A 14,506-nucleotide genomic window follows, 5' to 3' on the forward strand; every position below is an offset into this window, starting at 1 on the left:
CAACCACCGCTGAAGAATAAGTTTTATGATGATCTGGAATAAATTCTCATTAATGGATTAAACTTTTTCCCCCGATACTTATCAAAATGAGACGATTCGCGTCTTTGTTAGGTAAGTTGCCGGCCGCTTGTCCGCCATTGAACAGCTTACCGCAAAAGATGAATTTTAATCATTACGTCGCGGCAATAAACAGTATATTTGCCCGCACACTTTAAAAGAAACCACTGTATGGCGTTCCACAAATTGCTCAATGCATTTTTCATCATTCTGTTACCCCTTTTTTCTTTCGGACAAACAAAAAATACGCCGCCTGCCAATTGGTTCAATCTGGATTATGAGCAAGATGGGGTTATGGGTATTAGCACTGAGAAAGCTTATGAGCAGTTACTGAAAGACAAAAAAAGCACCCCCGTAATTGTCGCCGTGATTGACGGCGGTGTAGATGTCAATCACGAAGATCTTAAAGATATCATCTGGATAAACGAAAAAGACAGTACGATCACCGGTGTTGATGAAGACGGCAATGGCTACATCAACGACAAGCATGGATGGAATTTTTTGGGCAATGCCAACGGTGAAAACGTGCAATATGACAATTTGGAGGTAACACGCTTGGTGAGGGAACTGGAGCCTAAGTACGTATCCGTGCTGCCCACTACCCCCATGAGCGGAGAAGAACGCAGGGAATTCCAGGAATACCAAAAAATGGTCACTTACTATGCCAACAAAATGCAGGAAGCACGGTTCGGGCAGATTAGTTACACCGGCTTGAAACGTACAATCGATACGATGGTGGCCCGGATGGGCAAGGAAAACCCGACGCTTGCTGACTTTGACAACTATCGACCCGAAGGGGATTTCGAAAAGATGGCATTGAAAATTGTCCGTAAAGAACTGAAAGACAAGCCTGATTTCAATAAATTTTATGAAGAGCTCGAAGAGGGGGTTACCCACTTCAATAACCAAGTCAACTACCACCTCAACAAAGAGTACGACTCCCGTCCTATTGTAGGCGATGACTATGAAAACAGTCGTGAACGCTATTACGGCAATCCCGACGTCATTGGTCCGGACGCCGATCACGGCACCCATGTGGCCGGTATCATTGGAGCGATACGCAATAATGACATGGGCATCAAAGGCGTGGCGGATGATGTGCGCATCATGGTGCTACGCACTGTACCTGATGGAGACGAACGTGACAAGGACGTAGCCAATTCCATCCGGTATGCGGTGGAAAATGGCGCAAAAGTCATCAATATGAGTTTTGGCAAAGCATTCGCCAAAGACAAGCAGGTGGTGGATGACGCTGTGCAGTTTGCCATGGAAAATGATGTACTTCTTGTCCACGCAGCTGGCAACGAAGGCCAGGATAACGACGCCAATCCCAACTTTCCCAACCGCAATTACGTCGACAGCCTGGGCATCAATAAAGGAGAAGCCGACGCATGGATAGAAGTAGGCGCTAGCCACTGGAAAAATGACGGGGATCTGATCGCTTCGTTCTCCAACTATGGCCGCCGATCAGTTGATGTATTTGCTCCCGGTGTTGATATCCACTCGACCATGCCTGGCTCGACCTACAAGGACCAGCAGGGCACCAGCATGGCTGCTCCCGTGGTAGCCGGGCTTGCGGCGCTAATACGCTCCTACTATCCGCAGCTTCCAGCGGTGGAGGTGAAGCGCATTATCATGCAGTCTGTCACACGCGTAGACCAGCGGGTAAAAGTAACCGGACCCGACGGCCGGAGCATGCGGGTGTCCATGAATGAAATTTGCGTAACAGGTGGTATCGTAAATGCATATAAGGCACTCCAGCTCGCTGCTGAAAAAGCCGCAGAACCCGCTAATAAATAGCAAAATTTCCCAGACCATCACCAAGCATCATACTAATACGCTGTTTATGGCGTTATAATGTACGTATGACTTATTGATTGATGCTTATGACAGAAACTTATACCACGAAAATCCCTACCCAGGGAATCATCAAAAAATTAGACAAGGAAAACATCCGGCTGGATTTTGATGACGAATTGCTCTATGATCTGATAAAAGGCCAGATGGATGCACTTCTACGTCAACCACATGCCCGGAGCATCAGCAAAATCACCTCCTACTCTAAGGCCAGGCGTACGCCATTGATATGAGAAACAGCAATGCTCAAGAAGGAACGGTACCGGGCCTTTGTTGCCCATTTTTCTACTCATAATCCAGATGCTCAGACCGAATTGAATTATAGCAATCCCTATGAATTGCTCGTAGCAGTGATCCTTTCCGCGCAATGCACGGACAAACGCATCAATCAGGTAACGCCTGCGTTGTTCAGCCGTTTTCCTGACGTCGAAAGCCTCGCCGCAAGTTCTCCGGGTGAAGTCTACACATATATCCGAAGTGTAAGTTATCCAAACAACAAAGCGAAACACTTGGTGGGAATGGCACAAAAGCTGATAAGTGATTTCGGTGGCGTTGTACCACAAAAGATAGAAGACCTTCAAAAGCTCCCTGGTGTAGGCCGTAAAACCGCCAACGTTATTGCATCCGTGATCTACCACGCCCCGGCTATCGCCGTGGATACACATGTGTTTCGGGTAGCCAATCGTATCGGACTTACCGATAACGCCAAGACTCCACTCGCCGTTGAAAAACAATTGGTCAAATATTTACCGAAAGACACTTTGGCAATTGCCCACCATTGGTTAATTTTACATGGCCGATATATCTGTATAGCCCGGAAGCCCAAATGTGAGGAATGCCCCATTACATGGATGTGCCGGTACTATGAGAAAGTTGGCAGGTTAGCAGACCAGAAGACATTTCAAAATCGAGAAGATTGAATGTCCCAGAACCCGGTGCAGCCGTAGCCGAATAATAACGGCGGCCAGCCGCCAACAAAAAAAACGAAAAAAATTAGTATATAATCCGAATAAATTTTACCTTTGACCGAATAATTACTAAAACTATGAGCAACCAAGATAAATTGAAGGCTTTACAGCTTACTTTAGATAAACTGGAGAAATCGTACGGGAAGGGCACGATCATGAAGTTGGGTGATTCTGCAGTTGAGCCTATAGATGCCATATCCACCGGTTCCATCGGGCTAGATATTGCCTTAGGTATCGGCGGTGTGCCGAAAGGCAGGGTCATCGAAATATATGGTCCTGAATCTTCCGGTAAAACAACGTTGGCCACACACATCATCGCCGAATCTCAGAAAAAAGGTGGTATTGCTGCCATCATTGATGCGGAGCATGCGTTCGACAAATATTACGCGAAAAAGCTGGGTGTAGACATTGAAAACTTATTGATTTCCCAGCCTGACAATGGCGAACAGGCATTGGAAATTGCGGACAACTTAATTCGATCTGGAGCTATCGATGTTATCGTCATAGATTCTGTCGCTGCACTTGTACCTAAAGGTGAAATTGAGGGCGAGATGGGCGACTCCAAGGTAGGACTCCAAGCCCGTTTGATGTCCCAGGCCCTACGTAAGCTTACCGGCACGATTTCCAAGACAAACTGCTGCTGCATCTTTATCAACCAATTGCGCGAAAAAATCGGTGTCATGTTTGGTAACCCTGAAACAACCACCGGTGGTAACGCCCTCAAATTTTATGCCTCTGTACGTTTAGACATCCGCCGCATGGCACAAATCAAGGACGCAGACGAGGTAGCCGGCAATCGGGTAAAAGTAAAGATTGTAAAGAACAAAGTAGCTCCCCCATTCCGTGTCGCCGAGTTTGATATCTTGTTTGGCGAAGGCATCTCCAAAGCCGGCGAAATCATTGATTTGGGAGTAGACTTCAATATTATCAAAAAATCCGGATCCTGGTTTAGTTATGGTGACACCAAACTCGGGCAGGGACGCGACGCCGTGAAGAATTTGCTCCTTGACAATCCTGATTTAATGGATGAACTGGAAGCGAAAATCAAAGCGGAAGTAACCGCTGAAAAACTAGAGGAGCTATAAAGCTCCTTTTTTGTTTCCCCAAGGGTACTGCGTGACTTACAAAACTAAAAAACATGAAATCGCTAATACTCTTATATTTGTCACTTACATTAGCCTCGGTTACCTGTAGTGACGGTCCAAGCAGTTGGAAAAACCAAGGCCCTGCCGGCGATGGCGGGAATATGACTGATACCGCCAACGCCGATATTTCGGGGCGAAATTTAATGCGCGCCATCGAAATCGCCGATGAGGCCGTTGCTCGTTACTTCAGCGGCGACGACATGGCCATGGCACGGTTCTACAATCCCTATACCGACGTACGTTCGGAGGAAAAAGGAAGTGTATGGATGTACACGGCTGCAATAGAAGCCGTCAATGCTATCCTGCATGCGTTGGAGACGCAACAGGCACAGGGGCAGCATGCACGTTATGATGCGCACTTCGGGCGTTATTGCAATCTGCTCCACCGGCTGTATGACAACTTGGCCTACTACCAGGGCACCTTCGAACTGACTTCATTTACCCAAACCCGCGAATGGTCGGTCTATGGCGTGCATCGTTCCTCCAGCAAGGGTACCGCCAACGTTGCCGGTATCGAGAATGTATACGACGACCAGCAATGGCTGGTCAGGGAGCTACTACATTCCTATCAGCTCACCGGAGAACCCCGATATCTTGAGCAAGCTGAATACCTGACAAGCTACGTGTTGGATGGGTGGGACTGCACACGCGATGAATCGGGCGAGGAGCATGGTGGTATCCCATGGGGTCCCGGCTATACCACCAAACATGCCTGTAGCAACGGTCCCTTTATTAGCTCGTTGGTATGGCTACATGAACGATATGCCGACAATAACGAAGAAATTACCCACCGCTACATCGGCACTAACGGTAACCGTGAAACAAAAGCGATGAAAAAGAGCGACTACTACCTACAGTTTGCGGAAGCCGTGTATGCCTGGCAAAAAAAACACCTGCTACGGGACGATGGTGTGTATGACGACTTTTTAGGAGGCTGCAGAAATTGTGAAATCACCTACGAAATAAATAATGGCGTTCGATACCGTGCCAACACGCCTTTGACCGACCGCGTGGGGCCACCATATTCCTACAACACAGGGGCGATACTCTCCGGCGCAGTAGATCTTTACCGTGTAACCCAAAAAGCAACTTACCTGGATGACCTAAAGAGCCTGTCCAACAACAGTTTTTGGCACTTCGCCAAGATGAGCGAAACACTACCTGGATATTACGTATACGACGTAAGCGGTTTCAACAACTGGTTCAATGGGGTACTTATGCGTGCGTATGTAGCGGCTTATCCCTTTTATGACCAAGTTGGCCCGTATATCAATACATATCAGCAAAACCTTGACTACGGGTACGACAATTTCCTGCATAACGGCTTACTGCCTCCCGACCTGCTGCAGGGATGGAATGAAGACAACCACAACGTTGAAGGGATGTTTGAGTTTGCCTTTGCGGCAGAATATGCCCTGCTTGCAGGGTATGAGTCGACAAAGGAAAATTAAACAATCTGTGCAAGGGCGGCGGGCTAACGTGCCGATGTTTGCTTACCGAATGTCAGAATATCGGGCACCGGGGAGTAGGTATAGACAATTTCAAGATTAATCCCTAACTTTGCCTTTATGATTGAACTTCCCGTCATTCCAGCAAACCAATTGCAACGTAAGCCCGATTGGTTGCGCGTAAAGCTACCGGTAGGTAAAGAATACAGGCATGTGCGCGGATTGGTAGACGAACACAAACTCCATACCATCTGCGAGAGTGGCAACTGCCCCAATATGGGTGAGTGCTGGGGCGCCGGCACGGCCACCTTCATGATATTGGGCAACATCTGTACCCGCTCTTGTTCATTCTGTGCCGTGGCTACGGGACGGCCCTTGGCGGTTGATTGGGATGAGCCCAACCGGGTGGCTCAATCGGTGAAACTCATGCAGGTGAAGCATTGTGTGATCACTTCGGTAGACCGCGATGACCTCAAAGACGGGGGCTCCACCATTTGGGCCGAGACCGTCAATGCCATCCGCCGCGAAAGCCCCGGCACTACGCTGGAAACCCTCATCCCCGATTTCAAAGGCAACTGGGAAAACCTGGAACGCGTGCTGGCCGTGCGGCCTGAAGTGGTATCGCATAACCTCGAGACTGTACGCCGTCTTACCCGCGAGGTGCGGATACAGGCCAAGTACGACCGAAGCTTGGATTGCCTACGCCGCATCGCCGCTGCCGGGCTGCGTACCAAATCCGGTATCATGCTCGGTTTCGGCGAGACAGAATCTGATGTCATCGAGGCGATGACCGACCTCTATGAAGCGGGCGTGCATATTCTCACCCTTGGTCAATACCTGCAGCCCACCAAGGCACACCATCCCGTGGTGGAGTGGATTACTCCCGACCAGTTCAAGTATTATCAAGAAGTCGGATTACGGATGGGCTTTAAGTACGTAGAAAGTGGTCCGTTGGTACGATCGTCCTACCACGCAGAGAAACACCTGTTTGATATGCAATGAGCGGTCGTCCCTCAGCGGATAATCTCTTCTATATGTTTACGGATATTCTCTCCCATTTTGTCAATGGGTAGGTCGTCGGGATCTTCCCCAAACGGATCTTCAATGGATTCGGCGATAATTTCCAATGATGCCATCACGTAAAAGACAAATGGCACCGCGGCAATAACGAAATACCCCATGGAAAACACATAACCCAGCGGTAGGGTAACGACGTAGAGGATGATAAACTTCTTGATAAACGAGCTGTATGACCAGGGTATGGGCGTATTTTTGATCCGCTCACAAGCGCCGCAAATATCGGTCAGCGCCAACAACTCGTTGTTAACCACAATCAATTGGTCGCCGGTAAGCAAACCTTCCTTATACAGACGATTCGTACGGGTGTACAGCAGCGCAGCCACCTGATTCGGCCCATGCTTGCGGCTGTCCAGCACTTCAAATTCGGAGTGGTATTTTTCATCGAGCATAAACTTCGTCCTATTTGAACGCAGGTGCTCAAACAGCGTATGGGCGTACATAGCAATGGTTTTCCGGAAAAAATCCCGGTTGGCCTCATCTTGTGGTGTAAGGAAGGCATTTAACTTAATTGCCATGTTGCGGCTCGCGTTGGTCAATGCTCCCCATTGCTTCCGTGCCTCCCACCAGCGATCATATGCTGTATTAGTACGAAAGACCAGCAGGATAGACATAACAAACCCCAATAGATTGTGCAAAATCGTGATGTTTCTTACCCAGCTCCGCTCGGACAGTTTTAAATACTCGAGTTCCCAATAGGCAATTCCCCATGAATACAGACCCATCAGTAGCAGCAACGGGAATAGTTTGCGTATCGTATCGGACTTATGCAACGTAAACGTAGCATGAAACCAGTCTTTGGAGCTATAAACAATCATAACGCAAACATAACGAATTGGCCGAGATCACAAGTTGGTAATTTTTTCGCCGCTGCTGTCGTTCCGGTAGCCCAAAAGATATAACCAGGCAATGACTGCTACACCAGCAGCGCCATATAGAATAAGCGGTATACGGAAAACCGCATCATGGTATATCCAACCCGACACCAATGCCCCGATACCGATTCCTGCCTCTAGCGCGATATACATGGTAGCCATTGCTTTGCCACGATGTTGAGGATGGCTGAGGTCTATCGTCCAAGCGTTTACCGCCGGAGAAAGAATACCGGTAGCGATCCCGTATACGGCCGCCCCCACCATCAGCCAAAGGAGGTTATCGCCCCAGCCCAATATAGATAACGATAATATAAGGGCAATCAGCCCATACTTGATCACCACCACCCGACCATACTGATCGGAAAGCCGGCCAGCAACGAAGCGAATCAACAATGAAGCGATCGTAAAGACGACGAAAAACACGCCCCGGTTGGCCACACCGAGATGCCCCGACCAGTCGGGAATCAGCGTCAAAATGACTCCATAGGCCACATAAGACAGCAAGGTAACAATGGCCGCTGGCATTACGCGGCCATCAATGATATCCGTGCGCGCGATGCGGAAGGATGACCACCGCAACGGTTGCCGCTGTTCCGGAGCTAAAGTCTCCTTCATATTCATCAATATCACGATGGAAAGCAATGCAAAAACTGACGAGCAATAAAATAATGCATCGATGGAATAATATTGGCTGATGGCACTGCCCACCGCCGGACCAATGGCCATCCCCATGCTGAAGCAAAGCCCGTGGATACCCGCCGCTTCACCCCAACGCGCCCTGGGCACCACATCAGCCACGTACGCTGCTGTGGCCGTGGGCTTGAAACCAGTGGAAAATCCGTGAACAAGCCTTAGGAACAGGAAGCCCGCCACACTGCCCAGCACAGGATAAAGGAATCCGCATACAAAACAAACCACAGATCCCACAGCCATCACCGGCACACGGCCTATCGTGTCGGTCAACTTGCCGCTGAACGGGCGAGAAATACCGGCCGTAAGCGTAAACAGGGCAATGATAAGCCCTTTGTATTCACCGCCGCCCAAGCTGCTCAAGTATGCCGGTAGCTCGGGAATCAGCATGTTAAAACTCGCAGAAAACAGTAGCGAGCTCAGGCAAAGTAAGGCAAATGGTATATTATAGATGGGATGCGAGAAACGCTGCATGGTGGTGGCAAAGTTAAAGAAATCATCCGGCAAGCTGACGGAAATTCAGTATCATTGCGTATGGAGCCCCAAGAAGCCTTTATACAGACCCCGCTCGGTATTACTGCCATCAAAGGCAGCACAAGCGGCCTTACATCGATTTCCATCTCCGATCCAGGAACCACACCAACTTCGGCAATTGTTCCAGAGCGTCTCAAACCAGCGGTGAAACAGCTGCAGGAATACTTTGACGGGAAACGCACGACGTTCGACTTGCCGCTGAATTTTAAAGGCACCGACTTTCAACGTCGGGTTTGGCAGGCTTTACTTGACATCCCGTTTGGGAAAACCTGCTCCTATCTGGAGCTCGCACGGAGGTTAGGCGATGTGAAAGCTATTCGTGCAGTAGCGGCGGCCAACGGACAAAACCCCTTTTGGATTGTGGTGCCATGCCACCGGATCATCGGCAGTGACGGCTCCCTCATCGGCTATGCGGGAGGACTGTGGCGGAAAAAATGGTTACTCGAACATGAAAGCCCCTATAAACAACAGTCGCTGTTCGTGTAAAGAAAGTATACACCGAGCCTGTGGTTTTATATTCGGGAAAACATCGACTGCTCCTGATTGTTTTCCTTCAAACGGAATGTTCCGTACAGCAAACAAGTAGTTAGCCATGAACGACAACAAGAAAACAACACCACCGGAAAATGAGGAAAAAGACGATCTGAAGGAAACGGAGAAGGACGAAGAAAGGGAAAAACAAGAGCGTAGGATGGACGAGGAAGTCGAGCAAACCTTTCCGGCCAGCGACCCGCCCTCCTATTCGCAACCTGGGCACGGTAAGCGCAAATCGTAAGTCGGCATGTATACGGAAGGAAGGCGGCTGTGCGTAAAATTCCTTATCTTCATCCCGAAAATACAGGACAATGCCCACCGTACCTCCACTGAAAATACTGAAAGCCTCCGCTGGGTCCGGCAAGACCTTCAGCCTTACGGCGCATTACCTCACGCTGCTGTTTTCAGGCGAAACCAAATATCGGGAGATACTGGCCATCACCTTTACCAACAAGGCCACAGCCGAAATGAAAGGCCGCATCCTTGAGGTGCTGGAAGCACTGGCCATCGGGGATGGAAAGCAAACGGATAAAGCCACCGGCTACCGCGAAATCCTGCTGGAAGCTTATCCGCAGTGGGATGCGGTCACGTTGCAGCAACGTGCAGCGGCGGTGTACCGCAAAATCCTGCACGATTACAGCCGCTTCGCCGTGAGCACCATCGATGGGTTTACGCAGAAGGTTATCCGCGGCTTCACGTTCGAACTGGGTATCGACGCGGGATATAAACTGGAAATGAACATCCGCAAGGTCAAAGCCGACCTCGTGCTCCGCCTCAACCGCCTGCTGGACGAGCGCCCGGACCTGCTGCAGTGGATCATGGACTACGCACAGGTGCGGATAGACCGGGATGAAAACTGGAACTACCGCTGGGCGCTGAGCGATCTGGCTTCGGAAATCTTTAAGGAAGATTTCCAGGACTTCGACAAGGCGGTAGCGGACATCCCCGAACAGGAGCTGTTTGCCAGCTTGGACAGCTACTGCAAAGCGGCCATCAAGCAGTTTGAGGATGCTTTTGAGCAGCTGCTCAAAATGGCCGCCGACACCTTCGCTGCCTCGGGTGTGGATGTGATGGATATGGCGGGGAAGTCGCGAAACCAGCTGGGTAAGCTGGCCAGTCTCTCGGCGCAGAACCCGCACGATACCGTTAAAAAACTGGAGAAGTACATCCACAACCCGGATGAATGGCAAAAAGGCGGGCTGACCGGGCAGGTGGCCGCGCTATACAGTGAACTGAACCCGATACTGGAAAGGCTGTATAATCTGTACACCGAGCAAAGTCCGGATTACTACCTGGCCAAAGCCATCGACGAGAACCTGTATTACCTGCGCCTGCTCAAAGAGATGAGTACCCTGCTCGCCGAGTGGCGCCGGGACAACGGTGCCCAGCTCATCAGTGACGCGCAGATACTGCTCAATAACATCGGCATCAACGAGTCGGGCGATCCGACCTTCATCTGGGAAAAGACGGGCAACCGTTTCCGCCATTTCCTCTTCGACGAATTCCAGGATACGTCGCGCAAGCAATGGGACAACCTGCGCCCCTTGCTCATTAACGCCATGGGAAATGCTTCGGGCAGGCACGCCGAACACCTCATCGTGGGTGATGTCAAGCAAAGTATTTACCGCTGGCGCAATGGCGACTGGCGCATCCTGCTGGACCGTGCGGAGCAGCAGATCGGCACGGCATTCAACATAACGGATACCGCTGCACTCATCCGCAATGAAACGCTGGAGGTGAATTACCGCAGCCATGCCAACATTGTGGCCTTCAACAACTACATTTTCGAACGTGCCCCCCAATGGCTGCAACAACGCCTGAATGACCGCATCTTCACTGAACTGGGCGAAGAGCAATATGCACGCTGGTGGAAACCCTCCGGCAACCACGATACCATCATCCGGGCTTACCGGGATAGCCTCCAGCAACTACCGCCCAGCGCAAAGAAGCCAGGCGGTACCGTACAGGTGGAATTCATCGATGTAACGAGCAACAACCACCGCGCCAGTGCGGTGAAGGAAGAAGCACTCACCCGGTTGGCCGGTACGCTCATCGGCTGGCTGTCCGCGGGCACCTACCGGCCGGGGCAAATCGGCATCCTCGTACGCACCAACAACGAAGCCCGGGAAGTCATCCAGTACCTGCTCGATAAACAACGGGAAGCGTCCGTGACATTTGACGTGATATCGGGCGATGCGCTGGCCCTGGCCAACCATCCTGCCATCCGGCTACTGGTGGATACCCTGCGTGCGTTGGTAGGCAAACTGCCCGACGTGGCGTTGTACACGGCCAACTGTGTGCACCTGTACAGCCAACTGATCCGCCCGGGCGAAGCAGTATTGCCGGATGACTGGACGCGGATAAGCACCTGCAAGCCCACGGAACTGGCGGGACTGCTGCCCGAACCGCTGTGCAGCAATTGGGAGGCATGGTCGCAGTTGCCGCTGGCCGAACTCATCGAGTCGCTTATCGTGGCATATGGGCTGCAGAAAAACGAGGAAAGCCTTCCCTACCTCTTTGCCTTCCGCGACCTCGTTGCCGCATTTACGGCCACTGGCGAGCGCGGAATACCGGCATTCCTCACTTACTGGGAAGAGGATGGCATCGACCGGGCACTACCTGCCGCGGGCGGGGCAGATGCCGTAGAGGTCTTGACCATCCATAAATCCAAGGGACTGGCGTTTGATGTGGTGATGATTCCCTTCTGCAGCTGGCCCATCGACGGGCGTACCAACGGCAATTTCTGGGTAGGTACCGAAGACACGCCCTATGCGCTGCTGCACAAAACCCCCGTCAAGTACAAGAGCGACCTTGGCAAGTCGCGCCTATACCAAGCATATTTCGAAGAGATGCTGTTCAACTACATGGATGCCCTCAACACATTTTACGTAGCCACTACCCGCACGCGCAAACACCTCTATGTTACCGCTCCCGGCAAGAAAGGCGATAGCGAAATCAACACACTGCTTGCCGGTGACCTGCTGCTTGAGGTATTGCCCGGCATTGCGGATGAACTGGAAGTGGCGTTCCGCAGCGGCATCCAGGTGGGTGACGTTCCAGCACCGGATACCCGCGTAACCGAAGCCCCCGCGCCCGACGGCTGGTCTTTTGCCTACTACCCCGCCTCCGCGCGGCTGAAGGAGGAGCTGGTCCGGCCGGAGATACAGGCCGAACTGGACATCGTACGGCTGGATGCCGCCAAACGCCAGGGGCAATTGTTGCATGAGCTGATGGCCGGACTGGTTTCGGCAACGGATTTGGACGCGCATTTGGACGCATTGCAGACGGAGGGCATGCTCATGGAAGACGATCGGGCGGACGTACGTACCCTCGCATTGTCGACCTTGAGCCACCCGCAACTGGCCCAGTGGTTCAGCGGTGACTATGAGCACTGGGACGAGCGGAGCATCATCCTGCCGAATGGCCGCACCATGCGCCCTGACAAGGTGCTGGTGAGTCCGGATGAAACCATCGTGGTGGACTTCAAATTTACGCAGCACGAAGACGATGCACACCGCAGGCAAGTATCCGATTACATGCTGACGCTCCGAGAAATGGGCATGCCTGACGTGAAAGGGTATGTGTATTATGGAATGTTAGGCACGTTGGTGGAAGTCTGAATAGCGGGAGGCCAGCACCGCCTTCATTCCCGCCTCATAGGTTGTCGGTGTAAACCCGAATTCGCGGCAAAACCGTTCACTGTCAAAAAAATAATGCTGGTTGTACTGATATTGCATCTCTACCAACTCAGCAATTGTCCGGCTAAAAAGCCCGCCAAACCGCAGCATCCATGGCCGCAGCAGCATACATGCCGGCTTCGTGCCGTACAGGGCAGCCGCTGTTTCGATAAATTGCTGGCCGGTCCACCGCTCGGCCGAGGTAGGCAGGTGCCATACCTGGCCGTATGCACCGGCGGTATTCCCTAAAATCGCCGTAGCTTTTGCCGCATCGGGCGTATAGGTAAACGAATGGATTTTGTGAACGTCGCCTTGCCATTTGGGTTTCTTTCCTTTCGCCATATCCTCCAGCACCAGCAGATTGAGCAACCCGTTACTAGCGTCCGGTCCATAGAAATCGGCACTTCGTGCAATGAGTGCTCGCAACGAATGATCAGCCATAGCTTTATCAATCATACGCACCAATTGCGCGCGCACTTTTCCCTTCCTGGAAGGCGGATCTATCCGGCTCTTCTCGGTCATATGTGGGATACTGTCTTTATCATACATGTATACATTATCGAAAAACACCAACCGGCTCTGATGCGCTAAGCAGGCATCGATCACATGCTGCATTACCGTCGGCCATTGGCGCTGCCATACCCGGCTGTCATAAGGCAATCCGACTGTCAGATACACCACATCCGAGCCTGCAACGGCTTCCGATACCCGCGAGGCATCCAATAAATCTGCAGGGAATAACTCGTCATTTTCATTTACGCGTGTGGGATTGCGGGCGACCAGTCTTACCTTTGAGGTGAACGCCGTCAGTTCCTTCGCCAACAGGTTACCGATTGCTCCCCCAGAACCTAATATCGTTTGCATACCAATTAATTTTATACAAAACTACGGTGCGGTATTTATCTCGGACGATGACTTGGGTTAAGATTTTTGATTGGCAATCATCCGTTTTCTAATTCTGCTGAGGCTTTCGGGTGCCACGCCAAGATATTGGGCGATATACCGCTGCGGCACGCGCCGCAGCATCTCGGGGTTTGTCTTCGTCAGTTCTTCAATCTGCTCTTCGGGCGTTTTGGACAAAAGCGATCGAATCCGCCGGATAGTATCAGTAGCTAAATTTTCGACAATCAGGCCGAACAGCGAGGCTACAGCCGGCGACTCCTTAAGGCAGGTTACGGCATCCTCGCAAGTCAACACCAGACAAGCTGCAGGCTCTAAGGCAATAATATGCGTGGCCGATTTCGCCTGCCTTGAAAAACTCTCCAAATCGGTCACAAATTGATGCTCAAAAGTAAAGTTACATGTTCGTTCATCACCGCGCTCATTGAAGAAATATTGACGCAACGCGCCTTTCATCACAAAAAACACTTCATGAGCCACCTCGCCTTCCTTAAGCAATAATTCTCCGCGTTGATACTGCTTCTTCTTGAAAAAAGAATAGAAATATGCCGCATCCTCTTCGGATATCGGCACATATTTTCGCAAAGCAGCCAAAAAGTTATCCATGGCTTTAAAGGTACAGAAACTTCCTTGCTGCCGCAAATCGGCCTTAAGGGCGACCGCCTGTAACCCGCGTCCGGAGTGGTCGTTGCAATGGGTGGTTGAACGAAGACAATTGCCCGTTAATTTGTAAACGATTTTCAT

Annotated in this window: 13 protein-coding genes; 9 read left to right on the forward strand and 4 right to left on the reverse strand. The window is 51.1% G+C overall.

From position 1 onward, the window contains the following. Positions 1-228 precede the first annotated feature (228 nt). From JHJ32_RS14825 to lipA, 6 genes are all read left to right on the forward strand, one after another. Positions 229-1,857, forward strand: a complete 1,629-nt coding sequence (locus JHJ32_RS14825) for a S8 family peptidase (RefSeq protein WP_200121475.1) — start codon at positions 229-231, stop codon at positions 1,855-1,857. Between the two features lie 86 nt (positions 1,858-1,943). Continuing rightward, the gene (locus tag JHJ32_RS14830) at positions 1,944-2,147 is read left to right on the forward strand and encodes a hypothetical protein (protein WP_139378750.1); all 204 of its coding nucleotides are present in this window, start codon (positions 1,944-1,946) and stop codon (positions 2,145-2,147) included. A 9-nt stretch (positions 2,148-2,156) separates the two neighbouring features. Beyond that, positions 2,157-2,834 carry an endonuclease III gene (nth, locus tag JHJ32_RS14835; protein ID WP_200121476.1) on the forward strand — a complete coding sequence of 226 codons (678 nt, stop codon included), beginning with the start codon at positions 2,157-2,159 and terminating at the stop codon, positions 2,832-2,834. 125 nt (positions 2,835-2,959) lie between these two features. Next, positions 2,960-3,967 (forward strand): recombinase RecA, encoded by a 1,008-nt coding sequence (gene recA / locus JHJ32_RS14840; RefSeq protein WP_200121477.1) that lies wholly within the window; start codon positions 2,960-2,962, stop codon positions 3,965-3,967. Between the two features lie 53 nt (positions 3,968-4,020). Continuing rightward, positions 4,021-5,478, forward strand: a complete 1,458-nt coding sequence (locus tag JHJ32_RS14845; RefSeq protein WP_200121478.1) for a glycoside hydrolase family 76 protein — start codon at positions 4,021-4,023, stop codon at positions 5,476-5,478. Between the two features lie 117 nt (positions 5,479-5,595). After that, positions 5,596-6,477 (forward strand): lipoyl synthase, encoded by an 882-nt coding sequence (gene lipA / locus JHJ32_RS14850; protein WP_079718094.1) that lies wholly within the window; start codon positions 5,596-5,598, stop codon positions 6,475-6,477. Between the two features lie 11 nt (positions 6,478-6,488). Here the strand turns inward: lipA and JHJ32_RS14855 are convergent, their stop codons facing one another. Both JHJ32_RS14855 and JHJ32_RS14860 read right to left on the reverse strand, forming a co-directional pair. Further along, positions 6,489-7,370, reverse strand: a complete 882-nt coding sequence (locus JHJ32_RS14855) for a bestrophin family protein (protein WP_079718093.1) — start codon at positions 7,368-7,370, stop codon at positions 6,489-6,491. A gap of 27 nt (positions 7,371-7,397) precedes the next feature. After that, positions 7,398-8,591, reverse strand: a complete 1,194-nt coding sequence (locus JHJ32_RS14860; protein WP_079718092.1) for an MFS transporter — start codon at positions 8,589-8,591, stop codon at positions 7,398-7,400. Here JHJ32_RS14860 and JHJ32_RS14865 point away from each other — a divergent pair. The 3 genes from JHJ32_RS14865 to JHJ32_RS14875 all read left to right on the forward strand — a co-directional run bounded on the left by JHJ32_RS14865 (position 8,574) and on the right by JHJ32_RS14875 (position 12,805). Continuing rightward, positions 8,574-9,137, forward strand: a complete 564-nt coding sequence (locus JHJ32_RS14865) for a methylated-DNA--[protein]-cysteine S-methyltransferase (RefSeq protein WP_233632677.1) — start codon at positions 8,574-8,576, stop codon at positions 9,135-9,137. The genes JHJ32_RS14860 and JHJ32_RS14865 overlap by 18 nt on opposite strands. A 106-nt stretch (positions 9,138-9,243) precedes the next feature. Continuing rightward, positions 9,244-9,426: a hypothetical protein gene (locus JHJ32_RS14870; RefSeq protein WP_079718090.1), complete on the forward strand. Its 183-nt coding sequence runs from the start codon at positions 9,244-9,246 to the stop codon at positions 9,424-9,426. A gap of 70 nt (positions 9,427-9,496) precedes the next feature. After that, positions 9,497-12,805, forward strand: a complete 3,309-nt coding sequence (locus JHJ32_RS14875) for an exodeoxyribonuclease V subunit beta (protein WP_200121479.1) — start codon at positions 9,497-9,499, stop codon at positions 12,803-12,805. Here the strand turns inward: JHJ32_RS14875 and JHJ32_RS14880 are convergent. Further along, entirely contained in the window at positions 12,782-13,726 is a 945-nt protein-coding gene (locus tag JHJ32_RS14880) for an NAD-dependent epimerase/dehydratase family protein (RefSeq protein ID WP_233632678.1), read from the reverse strand. The two genes, JHJ32_RS14875 and JHJ32_RS14880, sit on opposite strands and share 24 nt — an antisense overlap. Before the next feature lie 57 nt (positions 13,727-13,783). Then, on the reverse strand, positions 13,784-14,506 hold the full coding sequence (locus JHJ32_RS14885; protein ID WP_200121480.1) for a Crp/Fnr family transcriptional regulator: 723 nt from the start codon (positions 14,504-14,506) through the stop codon (positions 13,784-13,786).

It is taken from the genome of Parapedobacter sp. ISTM3 (genome assembly GCF_016533505.1).
In the GTDB taxonomy this organism is placed as follows: domain Bacteria; phylum Bacteroidota; class Bacteroidia; order Sphingobacteriales; family Sphingobacteriaceae; genus Parapedobacter; species Parapedobacter luteus.

Coding starts and splice junctions, on each gene's coding strand:
- JHJ32_RS14885 (WP_200121480.1), bottom strand. CDS start 14,506: ATGAAAATCGTTTACAAATTAACGGGCAATTGTCTTCGTTCAACCACC.
- JHJ32_RS14880 (WP_233632678.1), bottom strand. CDS start 13,726: ATGCAAACGATATTAGGTTCTGGGGGAGCAATCGGTAACCTGTTGGCG.
- nth (WP_200121476.1), top strand. CDS start 2,157: ATGCTCAAGAAGGAACGGTACCGGGCCTTTGTTGCCCATTTTTCTACT.
- lipA (WP_079718094.1), top strand. CDS start 5,596: ATGATTGAACTTCCCGTCATTCCAGCAAACCAATTGCAACGTAAGCCC.
- JHJ32_RS14830 (WP_139378750.1), top strand. CDS start 1,944: ATGACAGAAACTTATACCACGAAAATCCCTACCCAGGGAATCATCAAA.
- JHJ32_RS14870 (WP_079718090.1), top strand. CDS start 9,244: ATGAACGACAACAAGAAAACAACACCACCGGAAAATGAGGAAAAAGAC.
- recA (WP_200121477.1), top strand. CDS start 2,960: ATGAGCAACCAAGATAAATTGAAGGCTTTACAGCTTACTTTAGATAAA.
- JHJ32_RS14865 (WP_233632677.1), top strand. CDS start 8,574: ATGCGAGAAACGCTGCATGGTGGTGGCAAAGTTAAAGAAATCATCCGG.
- JHJ32_RS14845 (WP_200121478.1), top strand. CDS start 4,021: ATGAAATCGCTAATACTCTTATATTTGTCACTTACATTAGCCTCGGTT.
- JHJ32_RS14855 (WP_079718093.1), bottom strand. CDS start 7,370: ATGATTGTTTATAGCTCCAAAGACTGGTTTCATGCTACGTTTACGTTG.
- JHJ32_RS14825 (WP_200121475.1), top strand. CDS start 229: ATGGCGTTCCACAAATTGCTCAATGCATTTTTCATCATTCTGTTACCC.
- JHJ32_RS14860 (WP_079718092.1), bottom strand. CDS start 8,591: ATGCAGCGTTTCTCGCATCCCATCTATAATATACCATTTGCCTTACTT.
- JHJ32_RS14875 (WP_200121479.1), top strand. CDS start 9,497: ATGCCCACCGTACCTCCACTGAAAATACTGAAAGCCTCCGCTGGGTCC.